The sequence below is a fragment of the Arthrobacter phoenicis genome (genome assembly GCF_047238215.1).
In the GTDB taxonomy this organism is placed as follows: Bacteria; Actinomycetota; Actinomycetes; order Actinomycetales; family Micrococcaceae; genus Arthrobacter.
The window spans coordinates 168,970-193,272 of the sequence record NZ_JBDFMK010000001.1 but is presented as its reverse complement, the minus strand read 5'-3'; the positions used below and the strand labels follow the sequence as shown (position 1 = coordinate 193,272).

20 protein-coding genes are annotated in these 24,303 nt (G+C 70.0%); 13 read left to right on the top strand and 7 right to left on the bottom strand.

Annotation, left to right across the window (positions count from 1 at the left end; translation table 11 throughout):
• Positions 1 to 20: 20 nt before the first annotated feature.
• Positions 21 to 1,121, bottom strand: a complete 1,101-nt coding sequence (locus ABC337_RS00915; protein WP_412882733.1) for a sodium:calcium antiporter — start codon at positions 1,119 to 1,121, stop codon at positions 21 to 23.
• Positions 1,122 to 1,278: 157 nt separating this feature from the next.
• Between ABC337_RS00915 and ABC337_RS00910 the strand changes: the two genes are divergently transcribed.
• Complete coding sequence (locus tag ABC337_RS00910; protein ID WP_412883253.1) at positions 1,279 to 2,352, top strand: GNAT family N-acetyltransferase; 1,074 nt, start codon at positions 1,279 to 1,281, stop codon at positions 2,350 to 2,352.
• A 56-nt stretch (positions 2,353 to 2,408) separates the two neighbouring features.
• Entirely contained in the window at positions 2,409 to 2,792 is a 384-nt protein-coding gene (locus ABC337_RS00905; RefSeq protein WP_412882734.1) for a VOC family protein, read from the top strand.
• Between the two features lie 166 nt (positions 2,793 to 2,958).
• Here ABC337_RS00905 and ABC337_RS00900 read toward each other — a convergent pair whose 3' ends face one another.
• Together ABC337_RS00900 and ABC337_RS00895 are read right to left on the bottom strand one after the other, a co-directional pair.
• Complete coding sequence (locus tag ABC337_RS00900; RefSeq protein ID WP_412882735.1) at positions 2,959 to 3,477, bottom strand: DinB family protein; 519 nt, start codon at positions 3,475 to 3,477, stop codon at positions 2,959 to 2,961.
• A gap of 68 nt (positions 3,478 to 3,545) precedes the next feature.
• Positions 3,546 to 6,077 carry a DNA gyrase/topoisomerase IV subunit A gene (locus tag ABC337_RS00895; RefSeq protein WP_412882736.1) on the bottom strand — a complete coding sequence of 844 codons (2,532 nt, stop codon included), beginning with the start codon at positions 6,075 to 6,077 and terminating at the stop codon, positions 3,546 to 3,548.
• 67 nt (positions 6,078 to 6,144) lie between these two features.
• Between ABC337_RS00895 and ABC337_RS00890 the strand changes: the two genes are divergently transcribed.
• The 3 genes from ABC337_RS00890 to ABC337_RS00880 all read left to right on the top strand — a co-directional run bounded on the left by ABC337_RS00890 (position 6,145) and on the right by ABC337_RS00880 (position 10,911).
• The gene (locus ABC337_RS00890) at positions 6,145 to 8,835 is read left to right on the top strand and encodes a bifunctional acetate--CoA ligase family protein/GNAT family N-acetyltransferase (RefSeq protein WP_412882737.1); all 2,691 of its coding nucleotides are present in this window, start codon (positions 6,145 to 6,147) and stop codon (positions 8,833 to 8,835) included.
• Between the two features lie 80 nt (positions 8,836 to 8,915).
• Positions 8,916 to 9,659 carry a DUF5998 family protein gene (locus tag ABC337_RS00885; protein ID WP_290258122.1) on the top strand — a complete coding sequence of 248 codons (744 nt, stop codon included), beginning with the start codon at positions 8,916 to 8,918 and terminating at the stop codon, positions 9,657 to 9,659.
• A gap of 1 nt (position 9,660) precedes the next feature.
• Positions 9,661 to 10,911 carry an alkaline phosphatase family protein gene (locus ABC337_RS00880; protein ID WP_412882738.1) on the top strand — a complete coding sequence of 417 codons (1,251 nt, stop codon included), beginning with the start codon at positions 9,661 to 9,663 and terminating at the stop codon, positions 10,909 to 10,911.
• Between the two features lie 41 nt (positions 10,912 to 10,952).
• On the opposite strand, the gene sepH is transcribed toward ABC337_RS00880, so the two are convergent.
• Positions 10,953 to 12,506, bottom strand: coding sequence for a septation protein SepH (gene sepH, locus ABC337_RS00875; RefSeq protein ID WP_412882739.1), 1,554 nt, complete (start codon positions 12,504 to 12,506; stop codon positions 10,953 to 10,955).
• A 346-nt stretch (positions 12,507 to 12,852) separates the two neighbouring features.
• Between sepH and ABC337_RS00870 the strand changes: the two genes are divergently transcribed.
• A complete protein-coding gene (locus ABC337_RS00870) occupies positions 12,853 to 13,152 on the top strand; it encodes a DUF4193 domain-containing protein (RefSeq protein ID WP_290258119.1) in 300 nt (99 codons plus the stop codon).
• 69 nt (positions 13,153 to 13,221) lie between these two features.
• On the opposite strand, the gene ABC337_RS00865 is transcribed toward ABC337_RS00870, so the two are convergent.
• Positions 13,222 to 13,707: a DUF3093 domain-containing protein gene (locus ABC337_RS00865; RefSeq protein WP_412882740.1), complete on the bottom strand. Its 486-nt coding sequence runs from the start codon at positions 13,705 to 13,707 to the stop codon at positions 13,222 to 13,224.
• A 142-nt stretch (positions 13,708 to 13,849) separates the two neighbouring features.
• Between ABC337_RS00865 and dut the strand changes: the two genes are divergently transcribed.
• The 4 genes from dut to ABC337_RS00845 all read left to right on the top strand — a co-directional run bounded on the left by dut (position 13,850) and on the right by ABC337_RS00845 (position 16,299).
• Positions 13,850 to 14,344 (top strand): dUTP diphosphatase, encoded by a 495-nt coding sequence (dut, locus tag ABC337_RS00860; protein ID WP_412882741.1) that lies wholly within the window; start codon positions 13,850 to 13,852, stop codon positions 14,342 to 14,344.
• Positions 14,345 to 14,436: 92 nt separating this feature from the next.
• Positions 14,437 to 15,141 carry a DUF3710 domain-containing protein gene (locus tag ABC337_RS00855; RefSeq protein ID WP_412882742.1) on the top strand — a complete coding sequence of 235 codons (705 nt, stop codon included), beginning with the start codon at positions 14,437 to 14,439 and terminating at the stop codon, positions 15,139 to 15,141.
• Positions 15,134 to 15,523 (top strand): hypothetical protein, encoded by a 390-nt coding sequence (locus ABC337_RS00850; protein ID WP_412882743.1) that lies wholly within the window; start codon positions 15,134 to 15,136, stop codon positions 15,521 to 15,523. The genes ABC337_RS00855 and ABC337_RS00850 overlap by 8 nt, the downstream gene beginning before the upstream one ends.
• 2 nt (positions 15,524 to 15,525) lie before the next feature.
• On the top strand, positions 15,526 to 16,299 hold the full coding sequence (locus ABC337_RS00845; protein ID WP_412882744.1) for a DUF3159 domain-containing protein: 774 nt from the start codon (positions 15,526 to 15,528) through the stop codon (positions 16,297 to 16,299).
• Positions 16,300 to 16,390: 91 nt separating this feature from the next.
• Here ABC337_RS00845 and ABC337_RS00840 read toward each other — a convergent pair whose 3' ends face one another.
• Both ABC337_RS00840 and ABC337_RS00835 read right to left on the bottom strand, forming a co-directional pair.
• The gene (locus tag ABC337_RS00840; protein WP_412882745.1) at positions 16,391 to 17,167 is read right to left on the bottom strand and encodes a potassium channel family protein; all 777 of its coding nucleotides are present in this window, start codon (positions 17,165 to 17,167) and stop codon (positions 16,391 to 16,393) included.
• Positions 17,168 to 17,839, bottom strand: coding sequence for a potassium channel family protein (locus ABC337_RS00835; RefSeq protein WP_290258111.1), 672 nt, complete (start codon positions 17,837 to 17,839; stop codon positions 17,168 to 17,170).
• Positions 17,840 to 17,956: 117 nt separating this feature from the next.
• Here ABC337_RS00835 and ABC337_RS00830 point away from each other — a divergent pair, with 117 nt between their 5' ends.
• From ABC337_RS00830 to ABC337_RS00820, 3 genes are all read left to right on the top strand, one after another.
• Entirely contained in the window at positions 17,957 to 19,933 is a 1,977-nt protein-coding gene (locus ABC337_RS00830) for an APC family permease (protein WP_412882746.1), read from the top strand.
• Positions 19,930 to 21,309: a class I SAM-dependent RNA methyltransferase gene (locus tag ABC337_RS00825; RefSeq protein ID WP_412882747.1), complete on the top strand. Its 1,380-nt coding sequence runs from the start codon at positions 19,930 to 19,932 to the stop codon at positions 21,307 to 21,309. The genes ABC337_RS00830 and ABC337_RS00825 overlap by 4 nt, the downstream gene beginning before the upstream one ends.
• Positions 21,310 to 21,488: 179 nt before the next feature.
• On the top strand, positions 21,489 to 24,299 hold the full coding sequence (locus ABC337_RS00820; RefSeq protein WP_412882748.1) for an aconitate hydratase: 2,811 nt from the start codon (positions 21,489 to 21,491) through the stop codon (positions 24,297 to 24,299).
• Positions 24,300 to 24,303: the final 4 nt, after the last annotated feature.

Sequence of the window (24,303 nt, the reverse complement as noted above, 5' to 3'; positions counted from 1 at the left end):
CGCCCAGCCGGGCCGGGTGCTCAGCCCGAGGAGGCGACCGCGAAGAGCCCGGCCACGCCGGCAGCGTACAGCACCAGCACCACCAGCGAGTCCACACCCATGCCCAGCACCCGGCGCGCCGGCCGGAACAGCAGCCCCAGCATGTAGACCAGCGTCAGCAGGATGGCCAGCGCCGTCAGATAGATGTCCGAGGCGTGGGCCTGGGGGAGGACCGGGGTACCCGAGATCAGGACGGCCACCAGGAACAGCACCGGCAGGAAGGCGTTGCCGCCAAAGATGTCACTGACCGCCAGCTGGAAGTCGCCCTCCCGGACCGAGGCCAGGCCGGTGGAGATTTCCGGCAGGGAGGTGGCCAGAGCCAGGAACGTCGCGCCGAAGAGGACACCGGACAGGCCGATCTGGCCGGCGATCGCGTCGCCGCTGCGTTCCAGCAGCACACCGGCTCCCAGCGTGGCGGCCGCCGCGACCAGGAAGATCCCCAGCGCCTTGCCGGTGCCGGTCTTCTTCCGGGACGACCTGGCGTCGGACGGTCCCGATTTCTTTGCCGACGTGTGGGCTGAAGCCTTGGCATGGCCCTTGGGCACGGACTGCCCATCGGGGGCCTGACCCTGGGCATGCCAGGGCAGCGACTTCTGCGACCGCTGCACCAGGAACAGGCCCAGCAGCCAGATCACGGCGATCAGCACCGCGGCCGGGGTGAGCCGGAACAGGACCAGCCCCGGAGGCATCTGGCTCCCCGCGATGACAACGCCCAGCACACCCACCACCGTGATGGCCTCGATGACCAGGGTCAGGGACGCGGCTCGGTAACTCAGCGGCTTGCCGCCCCTGGTGCCGACGACGTCGAGGATGACGAGGACCACCGTCTGGATGGCGATGCCACCCAGGATGTTGCCCACCGCCACGCCCACGTTCCCTGCCAGGGCGGCGCTGACGGTAATGGCGATCTCCGGCAGGTTCGTGGCCAGCGCCAACAGGATCAACCCGCCCAGGGCCGAGCCCAGTCGGAAGCGGGCATCAAGCACATCCGTCTGTTTGGACAATTGGATGCCGGCCACCCAAATCACGGCGGCTGCCCCGGCGAAGATCAGGGCCAGGGCCCACAGCGGCAACGACTCCATCACATGCTCCCTTCCCGGCCGGACACATGTCCGGCTACGGCTCCCACGGCCAGACGCCGCGCGGATGGTCAGGGTACTTACTCTATGACCCGACCCTCGGACGGGTGCCGGAGACCCCTGGAGCCGGACCCGAGGGGTCGGATAGCCTGACCCGATGATGAGCCATGACGACAGCGACGCCGTCGACGCCCGCCACGCCCTGGATAACCGGCTGTCCTGGCGCCCCGCAGGGCCCGGGGACCTGGACGCCTGGGCGGCGCTGATCGCCCGGACCGCCGCCGTCGAACACCCTGTCTGGTATGAACGCCGCGAGGACCTGGCGCAGATCCTGTCCTCCCGGCAGAACCCCGCCGCCGCGAACACCATCCTTGGTTTCGACGGGCAGGGAACCGCGCGTGCCTACGGCCGGCTGACCAAGAACACCGACGGCGGGAAGGCCGACGGGTTCGGCTGCGTGGATCCCGACTGGCAGGGGAGCGGGGTGGGCGGCGGCGTCCTGGCCTGGCTGGAGGAGCGGACCCGCCGGCGCTTTGCCGACGACGGCGGCGCCGACGGCAGAGTTGTCCGGGACCATGCCCCCGGCGACACCCCCGCCGACGGAGCGTCCCGGACGCCCGGCCGGGCCGTTCCCAGGCTGCGGCTCCACTCCGAGGAAGCTCACGCCCGCCAGGCCCGTCTCTTCGAACGGCACGGCTACCGGGTGGTCCGCTACTACAACGAGATGCACCGCCCCCTGGCGGACCCACCGCCCGGGTACCGCCTCGACGGCGGGCTCGAGCTGGCCGACTTCGGTCCCGCGCTGCACGAGGAGGTGCGGCAGGCCCACAACGACGCCTTCCGCGACCACTGGGGCAGCGAACCGCGCGACGAGGAAGCCTGGGGCTTCGTCGTGAACGACCCTTTGGCCCGGCCGGATCTGAGCTGCGTCGTCCTGGACACCGCGAACGGCCGGGTCGCGGGCTACCAGCTGGCCAGCCACGACCCGGACATCGCAGTGGAACGCGGCTTCACCGAGGGCTACACGGATCTGCTCGGGGTCCGTCGGGACTACCGCGGCCGGGGCGTCGCCCGGGCGCTGCTCGCCGAGGCGATGCGCCGCTTCGCCGCGGCGGGTATGGACAAGGCCTCGCTCGACGTCGACTCCGAAAACCCCACCGGCGCCCTGGCGCTCTACACCGCGCTGGGATACCGGGCCGTCAACCGCAGCATGGCCTGGGACAAGGAGCTCTGAGCCCCGCGGAGGCGTAAAATCTTAGCTGGGGGAAGGGCCTGGAAAGGGATATCACCATGCTCAAAGACCAGCCGGTCGGCGCCGTGTTGCCGGCCGCGGATATCGCCCGCGCCCGCGATTTCTACCGCGACAAGCTCGGGCTCGAACCTGACAACCAGGATGCCCAGGACAACCTGCAGTACACCTGCGGCTCCGGGACCAGATTCATGCTCTACCTCACGCCGAACGCCGGGTCCGCGAAGAACACGCAGATGGGCTGGATGGTGCCGGACCTGCCGGCCGCCGTCGAAGAACTGCGCGGAAAGGGCGTGGTCTTCGAGGACTACGACTTCCCGGGCCTGAAAACCGAGAACGGCATCGCGACCCTGCCGGACGGCAACTCCGCGGCCTGGTTCCTGGACAGTGAGGGCAACATCCTGAACCTCAACTCCGGCACGTGACGCCTGCCTCCGCCGTCGTAGGCTTCCGGCGCCGGGACATCCCGGCCTGAATCCCGCCGCTTCCCACAAAGGGTCGCTACGGGCGGCCCCTCACCCGCCGTTTCCGGCAAACGGGCGCGGCGAGGTGCGGACCGGCGCGGGCCGTGCCGCCGGCGATCCAGCCGCGCTAGCCGGCCACGTCGTGCAGATGATGGACGACGTCGTGCAGGAAGTACTGCGAAAAGGTCAGCACGGTGAACTCCGAGCCGTTGCTGCGGGTGCCCTTCCGGCCCCAGTCGCCCTCCGGGACACCGGCGAAGGACGCCGCGATCTCCTGACCGCGGGCGGTCAGCTCGTCACTCACCGTGGCCGGGTCGGCTCCGGCGTAATCCAGCTCGATCGCGGTCCGGTCCTGGTCCCAGTCCTCGAAGCGGGCATCATCCTGGCTGAGCATGAGGTGGAGGCGCTGGTTGAAGAGCGCAAAGACGTCGCGGACGTGGCAGGCGTACTCCAGCGGCGACCAGGTGTCGTCGTCGGGTCGCACGGCCGCGTCCGGTCGCCGGAGGACGGCCTGCCAGCGTGGCAGCATGGCGGCAATGTGGTCCGGGGCCGTGGACGGCGAGCAGGCGGAGGCCTGGAAGCCGCACTCGGGGCAGGGGGTGCCGAGCACCCAGGTCCAGTCTTTTGCGTCCGGGACGATAGGCATGCCAGCAGTCTAAGTGACTCGGCCCGTCCGCCAAGTGGCTCAGTGCGGCCCGGATGCGACCGGCCGTGTCAGCCCTCCGCGGGTGCCGGGGCGGCCCCGGAGGGGGCCTCGGACCACGCCATGCTCGGCCCGATCGCGTCGACGGCCTGGGAGAGCGGGATGCCCGAACCGTCCCGGCGGCCGTGCTCCACCGGAAGGGAGCGCGCCACACCGGCCAGCGAGGACGCCTTGGCCGGGCCGTGGCCCGCCCAAGCCAGCAGGAGCGTGTCCTCGCCCTTGAGGAACCGATGCGCCCGGACTCCGCCGGTGCCGCGGCCCTTGGAAGGGTATTCGGAGAGTGCTGTCACCTTCGCGGTGCCCGGGGCGGTGCCCGGCAGGGCCCCCTCGGTTCCGGCGATGGTGACCACGACGGCGGCCTCGTCATCGGCGCGGGCGGTGCCGAAGTGCAGCACCCGGTCCCCGGCGGCCAGCTTGATCCCGGCCATGCCGCCGGCGGTCCGGCCCTGCGGACGGACCGAGGAGGCGCCGAAGCGGAGCAGCTGGGCCTGCCGGGTGATGAAGACCAGGTCGACGTCGTCGCCGTCGGCCGCCTCAACGCCCACCACGGTGTCCTTGTCCTTGAGCGCGATGACCTCCCAGTCCTCGCGGTTCAGCGGGTAGTCCGGCTGGACGCGCTTGACCACGCCCTGCGCGGTGCCGATGGCCAGGACCCGGTCCAGCGGGGCGAAGGCCACCAGCGTCTCGCCCTTGAGCAGGGTGATGAAGTCCTTGGCGGGGACGCCGCCGGCCATGTTCGGCGTGCCGTTCGTGGGCGGCAGAACGGGCATGTCCACCACCTGCAGCCGCAGCATCCGTCCCTGGGAGGTGATGGCGGCGATCTCACCGCGGGCCGAGGTCTTCACCACGGAGCGGAAGACATCGTGCTTGGCCCGCGGTCCGGCCTCGGCCAGGCTGTCCTGGTTGGCGGTCCGGGCAATCTGGCCGGAGACTGTGAGGATGGCCCAGCACGGGTCGTCCGCGATCTCCAGGGCCAGCGGCGCGGCCTTGCCCTTGACCGGGGCGGCGGCCGCGGCGGCCTGGGTGGGGGAGACGGCCTCGGATTCGAGCAGCACCGTCCGGCGCGGCGTCCCGTACTTCTCCGCGATCCCGCCGAGCTCGTCGGAGACGAGGCCGCGCAGCAGTTCCGGGGAGTCCAGGATGGCCTGCAGTTCGGCGATCTCGCGCCGCAGCTCGTCCTGTTCCTTCTCCAGTTCGATCCGGGAGTACTTGGTCAGCTGCCGCAGCCGCAGCTCCAGGATGTAGTTGGCCTGGATCTCGGAGAGGTCGTAGATGGACATCAGCCGGGTCCGGGCCGCGGCCGCCTCGTCCGAGGAACGGATGATCTGGATGACCTCGTCGATGTCGACGATCGCGATCAGCAGGCCCTCCACCAGGTGCAGCCGGTCCTGCTTCTTCGCCAGCCGGAACGCGGTGCGCCGGCGGACCACGGTGATGCGGTGGGTGACGTAGACGCTGAGCAGTTCAAGGAGGCCCAGGGTCTGCGGCTGGCCGTCCACCAGGGTGACGTTGTTGATGCCGAAGGAGTCCTCCATCGGCGTGTAGCGGTACAGCTGCTGCAGCACGGCGTTGGGGTTGAAGCCGTTCTTCAGCTCAATCACCAGGCGCAGCCCGTGCTTGCGGTCGGTGAGGTCCACGATGTCGCTGATGCCCGAGAGTTTTTTGCCGTTGACGGCGTCCTTGATCTTCTCGATCACCTTTTCCGGGCCCACCATGTATGGCAGTTCTGTGACCACCAGGCCGGTGCGGCGGGCCGAGAGCTGCTCGACGTCGACCTTCGCCCGGGTCTTGAATGAGCCGCGGCCGGTGGCGTAGGCGTCCCGGATGCCGTCCAGGCCCACGATCCGGCCGCCCGTGGGCAGGTCCGGGCCGGGGACGAACTTCATCACGTCCTCCAGCGTGGCGTCCGGGTGCGCGATCAGGTGCCGCGCCGCCGCGATGACCTCGCCGAGGTTGTGCGGGGCCATATTGGTGGCCATGCCGACGGCGATGCCGGTGGCGCCGTTGACCAGCAGGTTCGGGAACGCCGCCGGCAGCACGTCCGGCTGGGTGAGCTGGTTGTCGTAGTTCGGGACGAAGTCGACGACGTCCTCGTCCAGGTGGTCGGTCAGAGTCAGCGCCGCCGCCGCGAGCCGGGCCTCCGTGTACCGGGGCGCGGCCGGACCATCGTCGAGAGAACCGAAGTTGCCGTGCCCGTCGATCAGGGGCAGCCGCAGCGAGAAGTCCTGCGCCATGCGGACCATCGCGTCGTAGATGGCGGTGTCGCCGTGCGGGTGCAGCTTGCCCATCACCTCGCCCACCACGCGGGCGCTCTTGACGTGGCCGCGGTCCGGGCGCAGGCCCATCTCGCTCATCATGTAGAGGATGCGCCGCTGCACCGGCTTCAGGCCGTCGCGGGCGTCCGGGAGCGCCCGGGAGTAGATCACCGAGTAGGCGTACTCCAGGAAGGACCCTTCCATCTCGGAGGTGACATCGATGTCGACGATGTTCTCGTGATAATCCTGGGCTTCCCCTGCCGGGGGCGTGGTTTGGCGGCGTGCCATGGGGCTGGTGGGTCCTTCTGCGTGGTGCTCAACGGGTGCTGCGTAAGTTTATGGCTAGGCTAAGCCTATGGTGGATCAGCCCGTGGACGGCGTATATCCGGAACATTGGGAAGCCGATGTCGTGCTGCGCGACGGCGGCACTGCCCACCTGCGGCCCATCCACGCCGCCGACTCCGACGCCGTGCAGGCCTTCCACGTCGGCCAGTCGCAGAAGTCCATCTACATGCGCTTCTTCGCTTTCAAGTCCAAGCTCTCCAGCAAGGAACTCAAGCGCTTCACCGAGGTCGATTACAAGGACCGGGTGGCGCTGGTGATCACCATCGGCGGCGACATCATCGGCATCGGCCGCTACGACCGGCTCGATGACCCGGCCGAGGCGGAGGTGGCCTTCAACATCGCCGACGCCCACCAGGGCCGCGGCATCGGCTCCATCCTGCTCGAACACCTCGCCGCCGCCGCCCGGGAAAACGGCATCCGCAAGTTCAGTGCCGAGGTGCTGCCGGAGAACCGCAAGATGCTGATGGTCTTCTCCGACGCCGGCTACGACGTCAAGCGGCACTTCGACGACGGCGTCGTCAGCCTCGAATTCAACATCGACCCCACGGACAAGTCCCGCGCCGTGATGGAATCCCGCGAGCACCGCGCCGAGGCCCGCAGCATCCAGGAGCTGCTGGCCCCCGACTCGGTCGCCGTGATCGGCGCCAGCCGCCGCTGGGGGACCGTGGGCTACCAGCTGCTTGAACACATCATCGAGGGCGGCTTCACCGGTCCGGTCTATGCGATCAACCCCGAGGCGCTGGAACTGGCCGGCATGCTCTCCTTCGCCCGGCTCTCCGAGGTGCCGGGCCCGGTGAAGCTCGCTATCATCGCCGTGCCCTACGACGAGGTCCCCAAGGTGGTGCAGGAGTGCGGCGAGGCCGGGGTCAAGGGCATCGTGGTGGCCACCGCCGGCTACGCCGACGACGGCGAACGCGGCCTGGCGCGGCAGCGGGAACTGGTCCGCCAGGCCCGGGCCAACGGCATGCGGGTGATCGGCCCGGCGTCGCTCGGGATCGTCAACACCAACCCCGCCGTCTCCCTCAACGCCTCGATGGCCCCCTCGCTGGCCCGCCGCGGCGGCCTGGGACTGTTCAGCCAGTCCGCGGCGATCGGCGTCTCGCTCTACGCCGCGTCCAGCCGCCGCCGGGTGGGGATCTCCACCTTCCTCTCCGCCGGCAACCGCGCCGACGTCTCCGGCAACGACCTGATGCAGTTCTGGGAGGACGATGCGGACACCACCGCCGTCGGGCTCTACCTCGAATCGATCGGCAACCCGCGCAAGTTCTCCCGCCTGGCCCGCCGGCTGGCGCGCACCAAGCCCGTGATCGTTGCCAAGTCCGATGCGATGGGCCTGAACCTGCCGCCCGGCCACTCGGTCCGGACCACGCAGGCGCCGCCGGAGGCGCTCGATGCCATGATGCGCCAGGCCGGCGTGATCCGGGTGGGGACCATCGAGGAACTCATGGACGTCGCCCAGATCGTCTCCAGCCAGCCGCTGCCGCAGGGCCCCGGCGTGGCCGTATTCAGCAACTCCCGGGCCCTCGGCAAGGTGGTCTCGGACAGCGCCGAGGCCGCCGGGCTCGGCGTCGAGCGGATCGTCGCCGACGTCGACCTGGACACCGGAATGTCCCGCGCCCTCCCGGCGCTGCGCCGCAGCCTGCAGGAAACCCTGACGCTGGAGAACGTGCACGCCGTAGTCGTGGCGCTGCTGCCCGCCCGGGGCCTGACCGTGGAGAAGATCGGCGCCGTGCTGGCCGAATGCTCGGCCGCCGCCGGCAAACCCGTGGTGGCCGCCTTCACCGGCATCCTGGACCCCTCCATCTACGTCGAAGGCATGGTGGGCGACGCCGGCGAGGCCCCGCCCGTGCCCTGTTACTCGAACCCGGGCGCCGCCGTCGCCGCCCTGGCCGCCGTCGTCCGCTACGCCCAGTGGAAGGTCCGGGACCAGGGCCTCTTCGTCGAGCCCGAGGGCTGCGACCCCGACGCCGCGCACCACGACCTCGAAGAACTGCTGCGTCCCGTCGGCGGTGAGCAGCTGGTCCGGCTGGACCCGGCCGCCGCGGACCGGCTGCTGGGCCACTACGGCATCCACGTTCTGCCCTCGACGGGGTTCGAGACCGACGACGACGCCGTCGCCGCGGCCGAGAGGCTCGGCTGGCCGGTGGCGATCAAGACCACCGACCCGGCGCTCCGGCACCGGCTGGACCTGGGCGGGGTGCGGCTGGACATCCAGGACGCCGACTCGCTGCGGGCCAACATCGCCCAGATGCGCCGGTCCCTGCAACGCTACGGCTCGCCCTCCCTGGAGGTGCAGACCATGGCGCCGGTGGGCCAGGCGTGCACCTTCCGGGCCATCGAGGACCCGCTGCTGGGACCGGTGGTCTCCTTCGGCCTCGCCGGGGACGCAGTGAACCTGCTGGACGACTGGGCGCACCGCGTGCCACCGCTCTCCGGCTCGGACGTACACGACTTCATCCGCTCACCCCGGGCCTCGCGGAAGCTCTTCGGCTACCAGGGGCTGCCCGCCGTCGACGTTGCCGCGCTGGAGGACCTCGCGGCCCGGCTCACCCGGCTCAAGGACAACCACCCGGAAATCGCCCTCGTGGAGTTCAACCCGGTCCTCGCGGGCACCGAGGGGGCGGTGATCCTCGCCGCCGACGTGCGGATCGCCAACGCCGCCCAGCGCACCGACACGGCCCGGCGTGCCATGCGCGCCTGAGGCTCCGGACCGCCCCGGCGTTGTCCACATCGGGGCGCCGCGGTTAGCAAGTGACTAGCCGATCTGTGAAAATGGAACCCATGACCTCCCAGCCCCCAGCATCCCAGCCACAGGCTTCCCTCTCCGCCCGCCACGGTGCGCCGCACGCCGGCCTGCACGACCACAGCGCGCAGGGACAGAGCCTCACGGATGCGCTGGAGCAGGCCGGCTTCTACCCGCGGCTGGTCGCCGACGTAGTGGCCGATGCCCTCGACGGGCGGGACTGCGTCTCCCACCTGGTGCACCTCGAAACCCACTTCGACCGGGCCGAGGTCCGCCGCCACATCACCGTGCTGGTGCTTACCGAGGACATGCTGGTCATCACCCACGTGGACGACCAGCAGCTGGACGAGGCCGGCGAGCAGATGGTCGCCCAGGTCTCCACCGAGTCCGTCCCGGTGGCCCAGATCCGCTCCGTGGTGCTCAGTTACATCTACGCCCAGCCGCAGGATTACAAGCCCTCGGACCCGGTCCGCGAACTCACGCTTTCCATCGCCTGGTCGGGTGGCCAGCGGCTGGACATGGGCCCGGCCAGCTGCGGGGACCCCCAGTGCGAGGCGGACCACGGTTACAGCGGTACCATCGCCCAGGAGGACATCGTCCTGCGGATCAGCGCCGAGGCGGACGGCCTCCAGGCGGTCCAGGACGCCAAGCTCTTCGCCCGCGCCCTGCGCGCCGTGAACACCGGATCCGGTGCCCCGGCCGGCCACGGCGTCTCCACCCTGCCGCCGCGCTCCCGCGCCGGCGTCTTCGCCAACCGCCTGAGCCGCGGCCATCAGCGCTGAGATGGGCGCCGACAGCACCGCCGGTTCCGCATCGGTTTCGGGCGGCTCCGCCCTGTCCACCGGCCCAGCTTTGCCCTCGCCGCCGGCCTACGGCAGGAAGTCCATCGCCGAGGTTTTCGGCAGCGCGGCGGCCAGCATCGGTGTGCCAGGCTTTGAGAACCGGCTGTCGCTGCCCCCGGCGCGGCGGGTCTGCGTGGTCCTGGCCGACGGCCTGGGCCGGCAGCTGCTGAAGCAGCGCGCCGCCCACACGCCGTTCCTGCGCTCGGTGCTCCAGTCCGGGCAGGGTGAGGTCCCCGCCGGCGTCGATGCAGCCTTCCCGTCCACCACCGCGGCGTCGCTGGCCAGCTTCGGCACCGGCCGCTCCGCCGGCCAGCATGGCATGGTGGGATACGACGTCGTGGATCCGGACCAGGACCGCGTGGTCAACATGCTCAGCAACTGGGACGACGGCGTGGACCCGCGCCGCTGGCAGCCGTTGCCTACCGTGTTCGAACGCGCCGCGCAGCACGCCGACGTCAGCACCGTCGCCCTGCCCCGCTTCAGTGACTCCGCCATGACCCAGGCGGCCCTGCGCGGCGGCCGGTTCATCGCGGGCACCACCGCGCACGCGCGCACCGCCGCCGCTGCCGAGGCGATGGCCGGGGCGGAGACCGCGCTGATGTACTTCTACGTGCACGAGCTGGACAAAGCCGGCCACCGCTATGGTGCCGCATCGGCCCAGTGGGAACACCAGCTGGAGGAGCTCGACGCGACCGTCAGCCGGCTGAACTCGACACTGCCCCCGGGGACCACCGTGCTGGTCACGGGCGACCACGGAATGGTGGACGTGCCCGAGTCCCAGCGTCTGGACTACTCCGCCGAACCGGCCCTGATTGAGGGTGTCCGGCACACCGCAGGCGAGCCCCGGATGGTCCACCTCTACCTGGAGGAGGATGCGGGGGAGGCCGGTAGCAACCGGCTGGTGGCGGCCTGGCGGGCGCGGTTCGGCGAGCGGATCTGGGCTTTTACCCGCGAGGAGGCCATTGCGGCGGGGCTGTTTGGCGACGTGCGCGACGCCGTCGGGCCCCGGATCGGGGACGTGATGATTGCCGCCCGCGACACCCTGGCGCTTTATGACACCCGGCGGGTCCCCGCGCGGGCGCTGGAGGTGGTGGGCCAGCACGGCTCGCTGACCAAGGCCGAGCGGGAAGTCCCGCTGCTGTGCTTCAGCGCCGCCGGCAAGTCCGGCAGCCCCAAGGCCCGGCGCCGCTAACAATCCGTAGCGGGGCCGGCGACAGGTCGATCACTCGGTGGCTACTCGCTGCGGGTGCCGAAGACGATGTCGTCCCAGCTGGGCACGCTGGAGCGCTTGGGTTTGGCCGGCTGGCGTTCGGGCGTCTCCGCTGCACGCTCGGCCCGCGCCTCCGACCGGGACAGTTCCGGAGTGCGGTTGCCGGCGGGGATGATGCTGTCCGGGGTGCGGGGCTGCTCGGGGGACTCCGGCCGGGCCGCGCGCCGGGAGGTTCCGCCGCCAAGCAGTTCGTCGAGTCCAGGGCTCGACGTCGGCCCCTGGCCGTTGCCGCGCACCGGGCGCAGCTGCGACGCCGCGATGGTGATTTCCCGGGTTTCCGTGCTGACCCCGTCGTGCAAACGCAGCGCGTCGCCGGCGTCTGCGGCATCGTGCCGCGGCGCCAGCGTCAGCCGTGAGAGCATCGAGGGCCGGGCATCGCGGCGGCGGGTGAAGGCATCCGGCCCGGGAATGGAATGCGGCTCAGCCGTGGGCACCGGAGTGGCGGACGTCTCCGGCTCGACGGTCTTGTCGGCGTCGGCGGCTTCCGTCTCGCTGGTGGCATCCGTGCCGCTGCCGTTGAGAGTGTGAAGGTCGGCGTCATCGGAGGTACCGGCGTCGGACGCGGTGACTGTGTCGCTTTCACTGTCGGAGGCATCGCCCGGGGCGGGGACCTCGGAGGGCCGAGGGTGGGCCGCCGGGACGCCCTGGCTCAGCATGAGCGCCAGCGCGTCATCCGCGTCCTCGTCCACCCCGATCCGGTGCCCGCGGCGGGAGCGGAGCATGTCCAGCAGTCCGTCGTTGTCCCGGTCCTGGCGGGAATCCCCGGGCAGTGACCTGTCGGCGGGGACGATGCTGAGCTGCGCCGTCGCCGTGCGCGCGGCGGCCTCGGCGTCGGTCTCGAAATCGAAGGGCCGGTCGGAAACGGCCGAGAGTCGGCGGGACGGGACGGGCCCGTCCATCGGCTCGAGTTCGCTGAGCTGCTGCGCCCAGCGGTTCGCGTTCTGCAGGGACTTCAGCGCCGGGCTGAACGTCCACGTGGCGGGCGGTTCCTCGCCGATGGCGGTGTGGCCGCCGGCCGGCAGCGAGAAGGCTGCCACCACGTTCCACAGTCCGTCGGGGCGCCGCCAGGAGTCCCATTCCACGGTCTCCGGCGCGACGCCGTAGGCGCGGAGCCGGTGGCTGACCATTTCCTCCAGGGTGGCGGGCTGGTCGCCGAAGTGCGAGCGGTAACCCTCGTGGCCCGCGGTGGGGGAGGCAACCTCGATCCGGCGCGCCTGCTGGGCGACGTATTCGCGCTCGGCCAGCACCGGACCTTCATAGCGCTCAACCTTGGCCAGCGGCATGCCGGAGAGCTCGGCGACCTCCGCGGCAGTTGCGCCGCTCCGGATCCGGGCCTGGATATCCCGCGGGGACATGGCTATGGGCTCCGGCGCCGGGCCCGGGGCAGTCTTCGAGGGCCGGTTCACGGCAGCCCGAAGCGTTTCATCGATCGGCAGCTGGAACATCTCGCCGCCGGCGCCACTGAACAGGAGATGCTCTCCATCGTCGTGGACGCCTACAAGCCGTAGATCCTGCATACAAATCCTCCACCCTGGCATTGCTAACACTCGAAACTCTGCCACTGCCGGGGACCAAAAGCGGTGAAGAGGGAGGGCGCGCCGCGAATTTCCGGCATTTTCCGCCCTTCACGGGCCCCGTCGGCCGGCATTGCGTGAACGCCCGGGACCCCACGTCCCGACCGCGTCCGCCGGACTCTGGCGCGCTGAACCCGCGTAGGCAAGAATGACCCGACGCCGGGCACAAAAAACACCCGTCCGGCGTTGACGCCGGTGAACCGGACCCGGACCGGCCGGGGAAGAGCAAGACCCCGGCGGACGGCGACGGCGACGACCCCCAACAAGTGCGGAGTGTGAGCGAAAAGTAATGGCGACAGACTACGACGCGCCGCGGAAGAGCGAAGAGGACCTCAACGAAGACTCTATCGAGGAACTGAAGTCCCGTCGGACCGAGAAGCCCTCCGCGGTGGTGGACGAGGACGAGACCGATCTGGCCGAGGGGTACGAGCTCCCCGGCGCGGACCTCTCCGGTGAGGAGCTGCTGGTCCGGGTGATGCCCGCCCAGGCGGACGAATTCACCTGTGCGTCCTGTTTCTTGGTCCGGCACCGCTCCCAGATCGCCCGGGAAAAGGACGGCCTGAAGTACTGCGTGGAGTGCGAGGGCTGAGGCAACCCCTCGAAGCGCCCCGGCGGCGGATGAGCGGCTAAGGGGTCCGGGGGTTGGCAGCTCAGCGGATTAGCGCTTCAGCGCGGCGACGAACTCGGCGGGATGGCGGGTCGAGGCCAGCCAGTACGGTGTGCGGTCCATCGGGTCGGTGATCTCGATCCGCACGACCGGGTCGATCCAGCCGCGGATGCACATGAAGGCCAGCCCGTTGAGCCGGGGGCCACGTTCCGCCGTCGCCTCCCCGCCCTTGAAGGCCTCCACGGTGCCGACGAAGCGGCGCTCGATCGTCGCCCGGCCCACGCGCAGGGTTCCCGCGGTGACCTGAAGGGACGGGGTGGAGACGATCAACAGCACGGCCAGGATCACGAACAGCACCACCGCCGCGGTGATGCCCGCGGTCATGCTGATCGGAGCGAACACCAGGATGCCGGCCGCCGACAGTCCCGCCGCCACCAGCCAGATCCAGAAGCTCGGCCACAGCTTTTCGCTGAACAGGACGGTGGATTCGTCGGGGGTCTGGTTGGAGGCAGGCACAGCGGCGCTGGATTCGGGCATGAGGCCAGCTTTCCACTTTTCCCGGGCTATTTCACCTTGGCGGGACGTCCCGGGAGTGCCCCGACGCCCGGGCCCGCAAGGCATCATCCCGCCCGGCGCCTCGGTAGGCCGAACCTTTCCGCTGGCGTTACAGTGGGGGACTGTGACTGAAGAAACAACCCCCGCACCCGCCGGCCAGGGTCCTACCCTGACGGTCCAGCTGAAGATGCTCGACGACGGGTTGGAACCGCCGTCATACGCGCACCCCGGCGACGCAGGCGCGGACCTGCGCGCCCGCGAGGACGTCGTCCTGGAACCCGGCGACCGGAAACTGGTGCCCACCGGTGTCGCCATCGCGTTGCCTGTCGGCTACGTGGCGCTGATCCACCCGCGCTCGGGCCTCGCCACCAAGCACGGCCTGACCGTGGTGAACGCCCCCGGCACCGTCGACGCCGGCTACCGCGGAGAAATTGCGGTAACCCTGTTGAACACGGACCGCTCCGAGTCCATCGAGCTGCGGCGCGGCGATAGAATTGCCCAAATGGTCATCCAGCGTGTGGAGCACGCGGAGTTCGTTCCGGTCCAGGAGCTCAGCGATTCGGTCCGCGGCACCGGCGGGTTCGGTTCCACCGGCGGGTTCGGCGCGACGCAGGCCTGACCGGTCCCAGCTACACCGCCCGGCCCGTCAGGCCGGCACACCCGGTCCGTCCCGGACGAGCAGCGGCGGAACACTACGAAGGAGACAACCCCATGGTTTTTGGGCGTGGCAGGAAAGCCAAGCAGGAACAGCCGAGCGGGGCCGTCGAGGCACCGGAGACCGGCGCCGACGCCGCCGCGGACACGGCCGTCCGCGGGTCCGGCCCGTACGACGTCTCGGAGATTGAGAACCAGGACGGCTACGTCGACCTCGGCGCCCTGCTGATCGCGCCGCGGGAGAACCTGCAGCTGCGGCTTGAGGTCGAGGAGGCCACCCAGCGCGTCGTCGCCGTGACCATGGACCTGGAGGGCTCCAGCCTGCAGCTGCAGGCCTTCGCGGCGCCCCGGTCCGAAGGACTGTGGGACGAGATCCGCGAGCAGATCGGCCAGTCCGTCGGAAGCCAGGGCGGCCAGGTCGAGGAGATCGAGGGCCACTTCGGCATCGAACTCGTCGCGAAGCTCCCCGCCGGCGACGGCAGCGAGGGCTACCGGGTGGCCCGCTTCATCGGCGTCGACGGCCCGCGCTGGTTCCTGCGCGGCGTGCTCGGCGGGGAAGCGGCCATTGACCGGGAAGCCTCCCGGGACCTGGAGGACCTGTTCCGCAAGATCGTCGTGGTGCGCGGGGACAACCCGATGCCGCCGCGGGACCTGCTGCAGCTGCGCCTGCCCAAGGACACCAGCGCCACGGCCCCCGGCCCGGCCGGACGCCCCACCCTGGACCAGCCCGAACGCGGACCGGAGACCACCCAGATTGGGTGACGCCCCCGGAGGCCTGTCCTCCGACGCCGTCCCGGTCCGCGGCCTGCCCGAGCGCGGCCGCGTCCTCTGCCGCGGCTTCATCGAATCCGTCACCTACGCCCCCGCGGGCGAGGTGGCGGCATTCACAGCGATCATCACGGACCACGACGCCCCGGCGGCGAGGCCCCGCCGCGTCACGGCCGACGCCGCACCGCCCACCGCCCGTCGCCGACGCCAGGTGGCAGCGGACCGGCTCCGCGTGGTGTGGCTGGGCCGCCGGCGCATCCCGGGCGTCCACGCCGGACTGGAGCTGAAGCTGGAGGGGATGGTTACCGTCCGCGACGGCCTGCCCACCATGTTCAACCCGCGCTACGAAATCCTGTCCCGCCTGGAGGAACACTGACCATGCCCGAGACCTCCCCGTTCCAGGACCCCCGCCCGCGCGAATCCCAGCCCGGTTCCACCCGGCCCCCTGAGTCGCAGCCCGCGGGCACCCAGCCCACCGCGGCCCAGCTCGCCGAGGACTACGCCGCGAAGGCGGGCCTGCACCGCACCAGCAACGGCAACATCGACGTGCTGAAAAGCGCCGGCGGTGTCCAGGGCCTGGCCGAGAGCATCCTGCCCGGCCTGGTCTTCCTGATCGTCTTCACGGTGTCCCGGGAGCTGACCCCGGCGCTGGTGGCCGCCCTCGCCGTCGCCGCCGCCTTCACCGTCGCCCGGCTTGTCCAGCGCAAGCCGCTGACCCAGGCGCTGGCCGGCATTGCCGGCGTCGGCCTCTCCGCCTGGCTGGCCAACACCACGGGCAAGGCCGAGGACTTCTACGTCCTGGGCTTCTTCACCAACCTGGGCTACATCGTGGCGATGAGCATCTCGATCGCCGTCCGCTGGCCGATCGCCGGGCTGCTGTTCGGCTTCATCCGCAACGAGGGACTGCACTGGCGCAAGGACCCGGCCCGCGTGAAGGCCTACCGGATCGGCACCTGGGTGATCATCACGGTTCTGGCCCTGCGCCTGCTGGTCCAGGTGCCGCTGTACTACATGGGGGAGCAGGGCCTCGCCGCCCTCGCCACTACCCGGCTGCTGATGGGCGCCCCGCTCTACATCCTGGGCCTCTGGGTCGCCTGGCTCCTGACCCGGCCCGCCGCCCCCGCGACCGAGACTTCCGCGGAACCCAACTAGCTCGCAGCTGAGGCCGTTATGAATGCTCATAACGGCCTCAGCTGCGAGTTAGTTGGGTCGGCCCGCGGTCGGCCCGTAGGCGGTTAGGGGCCTAGCCGTCGAAGCCGTCGTCTTCGATGGCGTGGCTGTGCGCGGGCTGGCCGGAGCGGCCGTCGGACCCATCGCCGGACCCGGCTGCGGCATCCGCAGCGGCGTCGCCTTCGCCGGCATCCGGGGCCGAGAGCAGGGCCCGCAGCTCGTCCTCCGCGGCGATTGTGGTGACGAAGAACAGCTCGTCGCCGCCGTCGATGACGTCGTCCCGGCTGGGGGTAATGGGGGCCTGGTCGCGGAGGATTGCCACCAGGGTCGCGTCCTCGGGCCATTCAATGGCGCCCACCGTCAGGCCGATCACGTGCGAATCGTGCGGCACGGTGAATTCCACCAGCGAGGAGACGCCGGTCTGCAGCGTCAGCAGCCGGACCAGGTCGCCGATCTCCACGGCCTCCTCCACCAGCGCCGTCATCAGCTGCGGGGTGTTGACCGCGACGTCGACGCCCCAGGAATCGTCGAACATCCAGTCGTTCTTCGGGTTGTTCACCCGGCCCACGGTGCGGCCCACGCCGAACTCGGTCTTGGCCAGCAGCGAGACCACCAGGTTGACCTTGTCGTCGCCGGTGGCGGAGACGACGACGTCGGCGTCCTCCAGGCGGGCGTCCTTGAGGGTGCTGAGCTCGCAGGCGTCGCCCACCAGCCAGTGCGCGCCGCGCAGGCCGCTGCGGCCGATCACCTCCGGCTTGAGGTCGATCAGCAGAATTTCGTGCTTGTGCGAGAGCAGTTCGCGGGCAATCGAGGAACCGACGCTGCCGGCACCGACGATGACGACCTTCACTTAGGACTCCTTGGCGGGGGATTTGGCGAGGATGTGGGCCACCTCGGAGGTGCGGTCCACGCTGAGCATGGCGTGGACGGTGTCGCCGTCCTGCAGCGACATGCCGGGCGTCGGGAGCATCCCCTCGCCGAAGCGGGTGAGGTAGGCGATGCGGATGTCCGCGGCCTTCTCAATGGCGGTCAGCGGGTGGCCGACCCAGCCGGCGTCGAGGTCCACCTCGGCCAGCACCAGACGGCCGGAGGGGTCGCGGAAGTCACCGGCGAGGTGCTGCTCGGGCAGGATCCGGCGCAGCACCTGGTCGGCGCTCCAGCGCACGGCGGCGACCGTGGGGATGCCCAGGCGCTGGTAGATCTCAGCCCGGCCCGGGTCGTAGATGCGGGCCACCACGTGCGGGACGTGGAAAGTTTCCCGGGCCACGCGGGTGGCCAGGATGTTGGAGTTGTCACCGCTGGAGACGGCGGCGAAGGCGTAGGCCTCCTCGACGCCGGCGCGCTTGAGCGTTTCGCGGTCAAAGCCGACGCCGGTGACCTTACGGCCGGTGAAGCCGGTGCGGAGCCTCCGGAAGGCACGGTCGTCCTGGTCGATGATGGCGACCGAGTGGCCGGCGTCCTCAAGGGTGTGCGCCAGGGTGGCACCCACCCGGCCGCAACCCATGATCACGAAGTGCGCCACATGTGCCTCCTAAAGCGTCTGTCTCACGTTGCTGCGTAAACTCTACCGGCCACCGGGGCCCGGCAGCCGCGCCCCGGCCGCCATGACATCGGGTGCGAATCAGACTAACTTTGTCTGGTGCTGACAATTTTCAATGCCGTGAAGCGGGTGCTGGTGGGGCGTCCCTTCCGCAACGACCGTCTGGCCCACACGTTGCTGCCGAAGCGGATCGCGCTTCCGATCTTCGCCTCGGACGCGCTGTCCTCGGTGGCGTACGCCCCGGACGAAATCCTGCTGACCCTGGCCCTGGCCGGCGTCAGCGCGGTGGCTTTCTCGCCGTGGGTGGGCCTGGCGGTGATGGTGGTGCTGCTGACGGTGGTGGCCTCCTACCGGCAGAACGTCCACGCGTACCCCTCCGGCGGCGGCGACTACGAGATCGCCAACGAGAACCTCGGCAAGTACGCGGGCCTGACCGTGGCCTCGGCCCTGCTGGTGGACTACGTCCTGACCGTTGCGGTGTCCATGTCCTCGGCCGCGGCGTACCTGACCACTGCCGTGCCCTCGCTGCACGGCCAGCAGGCCGCGATCGCCACCATCGGCGTCGTGATCCTGGCCCTGGTGAATCTTCGCGGCATCCGCGAGGCCGGTAGCGTCTTCGCCGTCCCCACCTATATCTTCATGGTCTCCATCCTCGGCATGACCGCCGTCGGCGTCTTCCAGGCCGTCACCGGCCAGCTGGGCCAGGCGCCGTCCGCCGAGTTCCAGATTGTCCCGGCGCCCGGCTTCGACGAGGGCCTGGTGGGCCTGACCGGCGCGTTCCTGCTGCTGCGGGCCTTCTCCTCCGGCGCCGCCGCCCTCACCGGCGTCGAAGCGATCAGCAACGGCGTACCCAACTTCAAGAAGCCCAAGAGCAAGAACGCCGCCACCACGCTGCTGCTCCTCGGCGTCATCGCGGCGTCCATGCTGGCCGGCATCATCTACCTGGCCAACGCCACCAAGGTGCACATCGTGCAGGACCCGGCCAAGGAGTTCCTGCTCAACGGCCAGCCCGTGGACGAGGGCTATATCCAGAACCCGGCGATCAGCCAGATCGCGCAGACCGTCTTCGGCGCCGGTTCCATCCCGTTCTACATCGTGGTGGCCGCCACCGGCGTCATCCTCGTCTTCGCCTCCAACACGGCGTTCAACGGCTTCCCGGTGCTCGGCTCCATCCTGGCCCAGGACGGCTACCTACCCCGCCAGCTCCGCACCCGCGGCGACCGGCTGGCCTTCAGCAACGGCGTACTCGCCCTCGCCGCCGGCGCGCTGGTACTGATCATCTCCTTCAACGCCGACGTCACCAAGCTGATCCAGCTCTACATCGTGGGCGTCTTCATCTCCTTCACCCTCAGCCAGCTCGGCATGATCCGGCACTGGGGCCGCGAGCTGAAGCTCGCCAAGGACCCGGCCGCGAAGCTGCGGATGCTCAAGTCCCGCACCATCAACACCATCGGCTTCGGCATGACCGGCCTGGTGCTGGTGATCGTGCTGATCACGAAGTTCGAACAGGGCGCCTGGATCGCCCTGCTGGCCATGTTCATCCTGTTCCTGATCATGTGGAGCATCCGGGCGCACTATGACAACGTCGCCAAGGAACTCGCCGTGGACGAGGACTCCTCGCCGCGCGCCCTGCCGACCCGCGTCCACGCCGTGCTGCTGGTCTCCCACGTCCGCAAGCCCGTGCTCCGCGCCCTGGCCTACGCCCGCGCGTCCCGGCCCTCCCGGCTGGACGCCATCACCGTGGACATCAGCCCGGAGGAGACCGAGCAGACCCTCGCGGACTGGGAGAAGCTGGACATCCCGGTGCCCATCACGGTGCTGGCCAGCCCGTTCCGCGAGACGGTCACGCCCATCATGGAGTACATCAAGAACATGCGCCGGGACTCACCCCGTGACCTGATCGTGGTGTACATCCCGGAGTATGTGGTGGGCAAGTGGTGGGAGCAGCTGGTGCACAACCAGACCGCCCTGCGGATCAAGACCCGGCTGCACTTCGAACCCGGAGTGATGGTCGCCAGCGTGCCGTGGCAGCTGAAATCGTCCGAAGAAGCCAAGAGACTGCAGGATATTCAATGAGCACCGACCCCCGGACCCCCGCCGCCACCGAACTGGTCGTCGACGTCGGCCGGGTGGCCCACGGCGGCCACGCCGTGGCCCGGCACGAGGGCCGGGTCATCTTCGTCCGGCACGGCATCCCGGGGGAGAAGGTCCGCATCAGGCTCACCGACGACGCCGAGGGCGCCAAGTTCTGGCGCGGCGACGTCATCGAGGTGCTCGAGGCCTCCGAGGACCGGGTGGAGCACTTCTGGCACGCCGCTGACGCGCGCCGCGCCTGGGCCCACGGCCACCCGCCGGTGGGCGGGGCCGAACTGGGCCACATCTCCCTGCCCCGCCAGCGCCGGCTGAAGGCCGAGGTGCTGGCCGAGCAGCTGCACCGCCTCGCCGGCATCGACACCCACGCCCTGGCCGGCCTCCCGGGCGCCGGCCGCGTCGAGGCGGTGGGGGAGGACGCGACCTCGGCGGCGCCGGGCCTAGGCTGGCGCACCCGCACCGGCTTCGCGATGACCCCGTCCGGCCAGCTGGGCATGCACGCCTACCGTTCCGACGCCGTCCTCGCCGTCCGCGAGATGCCGCTGGCCGTGGACGGCATCAACGACCTCCGCCTCTGGGACCACGATCTGCAGGGCATCGAACGGATCGAGGTCGCGGCCCCGGCCAACGGCTCCCGGCCACTGGTGCTGCTGGTCCCCGCACCCGGCACCCGCCCGCAGCGGGTCGCCGCCATCGCGGCCCGCCTCCCGGAGACGGTCTCCGTCGCCCGGCTGGATCCCGCCACCGGTGAGGTCACCCAGCTGCGCGGCCGCACCTGGGTGCAGGAAACCGCCGCCGGCCACGACTTCCGCGTCACCGGCGACGGCTTCTGGCAGATCCACCGCCACGCCCCCGAAACACTGGTGGGCGCGGTCAAGGAGGCCCTGCACGACGGCGGGTACCTCGCCCCCGGCTCGGCCGTGGCGGACCTGTACGCCGGTGCCGGACTCTTCACCGCCGCGCTGGCCGACGCCGTCGGTGTCACCGGCTCCGTGCTGTCCGTCGAAGGATCGCCCGGCACCAGCAGGGACGCCCGCAAGAACCTGCACCACGCCCCGCAGGTAGAAATCGTCCAGGGCAAGGTCGAACGGGTGCTGCGGCAGAAACCGCGCAGCTTCGACGCGCTGATCCTTGATCCGCCCCGGGCCGGCGCCGGCAAGGCCGTGGTCAGCCAGCTGGTGGACTCCGCGCCGCGCGCGATCGCCTACGTCTCCTGCGACCCGGCGTCGTTCGCCCGCGACGTCGGCTACTTCCAGCAGCGGGGCTGGGCACTGAGGTCCCTACGCGGGCTCGACCTGTACCCGCATACGCACCACCTGGAGACGGTGGCGTTGCTGACTCCCGGGGGCCCGGACCACTAGGATGGGCGGAGTAGTCCGACGTCGCGCGGGCTCAGCACCCCGTTTCCCGACGGTCCCGCGGAGAACATCCCGCTCCGGACCGTCCCGGCCGGCTTGTCCGGCAGCTGGTTAGGCTTGCCTAACTAGCTTAGGGGTCTGCGGCGCGACAAAGATGAAACAGTTGCGAGAGGAGTCCTGCGATGAGCATTGTGGACAGCTTCGGTGCAAAAGGCAAACTTAATGTAGCCGGTACCGAATACGAGATTTTCCGGTTGAACTCCGTCGAAGGCGCAGACAGCCTTCCGTTCAGCCTCAAGGTGTTGCTTGAAAACCTGTTGAGGACCGAGGACGGCGCCAACATCACGGCCGACCACGTCCGCGCCCTGGCCGGCTGGGATCCCAACGCCGAGCCCGACACTGAAATCCAGTTCACGCCGGCGCGCGTGATCATGCAGGATTTCACCGGCGTGCCCTGCGTTGTCGACCTCGCCACCATGCGCGAGGCCGTCAAGGACCTCGGCGGCGACCCCACCCGGGTGAACCCGCTGGCACCGGCCGAACTGGTCATCGACCACTCCGTGCAGATCGACGCCTTCGGCAACTCCGGCGCACTGGAGCGCAACATGGAGATCGAGTACCAGCGCAACGGCGAGCGGTACCAGTTCCTCCGGTGGGGCCAGACCGCGTTCGACGACTTCAAGGTCGTCCCGCCGGGAACCGGCATCGTGCACCAGGTCAACATCGAATACCTGGCCCGCACCGTCATGACCCGCGAGGTTGACGGCACCCTGCGCGCCTACCCGGACACCTGCGTCGGCACCGACTCCCACACCACCATGGTCAACGGCCTGGGCGTGCTCGGCTGGGGCGTCGGCGGCATCGAGGCCGAGGCAGCCATGCTCGGCCAGCCCGTCTCCATGCTGATCCCGCGCGTCGTCGGCTTCAAGCTGACCGGCTCCATCCCGGCCGGCGCCACCGCCACCGACGTGGTGCTCACCATCACCGAGATGCTGCGCCAGCACGGCGTGGTCGGCAAGTTCGTCGAGTTCTACGGCGAGGGTGTCGCGGCCGTGCCGCTGGCCAACCGCGCCACGATCGGCAACATGAGCCCCGAGTTCGGTTCCACCGCCGCGATGTTCCCGATCGACGACGTCACCCTCGACTACCTGCGCCTCACCGGCCGGGCGGACGAGAACGTCGCCCTGGTCGAGGCCTACGCCAAGGAACAGGGCCTCTGGCACGACCCGTCCCGCGAGATCCAGTTCTCCGAGTACCTCGAACTGGACCTGTCGACGGTCGTCCCGTCGATCTCCGGCCCGAAGCGCCCGCAAGACCGCATCATCCTCTCCGAGTCCAAGGCACAGTTCCGCGAGGACCTGCGCAACTACGTCAAGGTCGACCTGGCCGACGGCAGCCTGGACGAAGCGATCGATGAGAGCTTCCCGGCCTCGGACGCGCCGTCGTTCACCGCCAGCGCCAGCCACCTCACCGAGGAGGCCCCGCACTCGCACGGACCGAAGGCCAACGGCCGCCCGTCCAAGACCGTGGCGGTCAAGACCGCCGACGGCCGCGAGTTCGAGCTGGATCACGGCGCGGTGTCGATCGCCTCGATCACCTCCTGCACCAACACGTCCAACCCGTCCGTGATGCTGGCCGCCGCACTGCTGGCCCGCAACGCCGTCGAAAAGGGCCTCACCGCCAAGCCGTGGGTCAAGACCTCCGTCGCCCCGGGCTCGAAGGTCGTCACCGACTACTACAACAAGTCGGGCCTGACCCCGTACCTGGAGAAGCTCGGCTTCTACATCGTCGGCTACGGCTGCGCGACCTGCATCGGCAACTCCGGCCCGCTGGACGCCGAGATCTCCGAGGCCATCCAGGCCAACGACCTCTCCGTCACCGCCGTGCTTTCCGGTAACCGCAACTTCGAAGGCCGGATCAACCCGGACGTGAAGATGAACTACCTGGCATCCCCGCCGCTGGTTATTGCCTACGCCCTGGCCGGCACCATGGACTTCGACTTCGAGAACGACCCGCTGGGCCAGGACGAAGCCGGCAACGACGTCTTCCTCAAGGACATCTGGCCGAACCCGTCCGAGGTCCAGGAGACCATCGACTCCTCGATCGACAAGGGCATGTTTGCCCGCGGCTACGAAGGCGTCTTCGAAGGCGACGAGCGCTGGAAGGCCCTCGACACCCCCGCCGGCGACACCTTCGCCTGGGACCAGGACTCCACCTACGTCCGGAAGCCCCCGTACTTCGAGGGCATGAAGGCCCAGCCGGAGCCGGTCCAGGACATCAGCGGAGCCCGCGTGCTGCTCAAGCTCGGTGACTCGGTGACCACCGACCACATCTCCCCGGCCGGTTCCTTCAAGTCGGACACCCCGGCCGGTAAGTACCTGCTGGAGCACGGTGTCGAGCGCAAGGACTTCAACTCCTACGGTTCCCGCCGTGGCAACCACGAGGTCATGATCCGCGGCACCTTCGCCAACATCCGGATCAAGAACCAGCTGCTCGACGGCGTCGAGGGTGGCTTCACCCGCGACTTCACGCAGGCCGATGGCCCGCAGGCCGCCGTGTACGACGCCGCCCAGAACTACCAGGCCGCCGGCACCCCGCTGGTCGTCCTGGCAGGCAAGGAGTACGGCTCCGGTTCGTCCCGTGACTGGGCCGCCAAGGGCACCGCGCTGCTGGGCGTCAAGGCCGTCATCGCTGAGAGCTACGAGCGCATCCACCGCTCCAACCTCATTGGCATGGGCGTCCTGCCGCTGCAGTACCCGGCCGGCCAGAACGCCGCCAGCCTGGGCCTGACCGGCACCGAGTCCTTCTCCGTCGAGGGCGTCACCGCCCTCAACGAAGGCACCACGCCGAAGACCCTCAAGGTCACCGCCACGGCAGAAGACGGCACCACCACGAGCTTCGACGCGGTCCTCCGCATCGATACCCCGGGTGAAGCCGACTACTACCGCAACGGCGGCATCCTGCAGTACGTGCTGCGCCAGATCTCGGCGTAGGGCC

Excerpts from the sequence above, each read along its gene's own strand:
- ABC337_RS00855 (WP_412882742.1), top strand. The coding sequence starts at position 14,437 with ATGGTTTTTGGGCGTGGCAGGAAAGCCAAGCAGGAACAGCCGAGCGGG.
- ABC337_RS00825 (WP_412882747.1), top strand. The coding sequence starts at position 19,930 with ATGAGCACCGACCCCCGGACCCCCGCCGCCACCGAACTGGTCGTCGAC.
- ABC337_RS00905 (WP_412882734.1), top strand. The coding sequence starts at position 2,409 with ATGCTCAAAGACCAGCCGGTCGGCGCCGTGTTGCCGGCCGCGGATATC.
- ABC337_RS00870 (WP_290258119.1), top strand. The coding sequence starts at position 12,853 with ATGGCGACAGACTACGACGCGCCGCGGAAGAGCGAAGAGGACCTCAAC.
- ABC337_RS00845 (WP_412882744.1), top strand. The coding sequence starts at position 15,526 with ATGCCCGAGACCTCCCCGTTCCAGGACCCCCGCCCGCGCGAATCCCAG.
- ABC337_RS00865 (WP_412882740.1), bottom strand. The coding sequence starts at position 13,707 with ATGCCCGAATCCAGCGCCGCTGTGCCTGCCTCCAACCAGACCCCCGAC.
- ABC337_RS00910 (WP_412883253.1), top strand. The coding sequence starts at position 1,279 with ATGAGCCATGACGACAGCGACGCCGTCGACGCCCGCCACGCCCTGGAT.
- sepH (WP_412882739.1), bottom strand. The coding sequence starts at position 12,506 with ATGCAGGATCTACGGCTTGTAGGCGTCCACGACGATGGAGAGCATCTC.
- ABC337_RS00915 (WP_412882733.1), bottom strand. The coding sequence starts at position 1,121 with ATGGAGTCGTTGCCGCTGTGGGCCCTGGCCCTGATCTTCGCCGGGGCA.
- ABC337_RS00880 (WP_412882738.1), top strand. The coding sequence starts at position 9,661 with ATGGGCGCCGACAGCACCGCCGGTTCCGCATCGGTTTCGGGCGGCTCC.
- ABC337_RS00890 (WP_412882737.1), top strand. The coding sequence starts at position 6,145 with ATGGTGGATCAGCCCGTGGACGGCGTATATCCGGAACATTGGGAAGCC.
- ABC337_RS00895 (WP_412882736.1), bottom strand. The coding sequence starts at position 6,077 with ATGGCACGCCGCCAAACCACGCCCCCGGCAGGGGAAGCCCAGGATTAT.
- ABC337_RS00900 (WP_412882735.1), bottom strand. The coding sequence starts at position 3,477 with ATGCCTATCGTCCCGGACGCAAAAGACTGGACCTGGGTGCTCGGCACC.
- ABC337_RS00820 (WP_412882748.1), top strand. The coding sequence starts at position 21,489 with ATGAGCATTGTGGACAGCTTCGGTGCAAAAGGCAAACTTAATGTAGCC.
- ABC337_RS00885 (WP_290258122.1), top strand. The coding sequence starts at position 8,916 with ATGACCTCCCAGCCCCCAGCATCCCAGCCACAGGCTTCCCTCTCCGCC.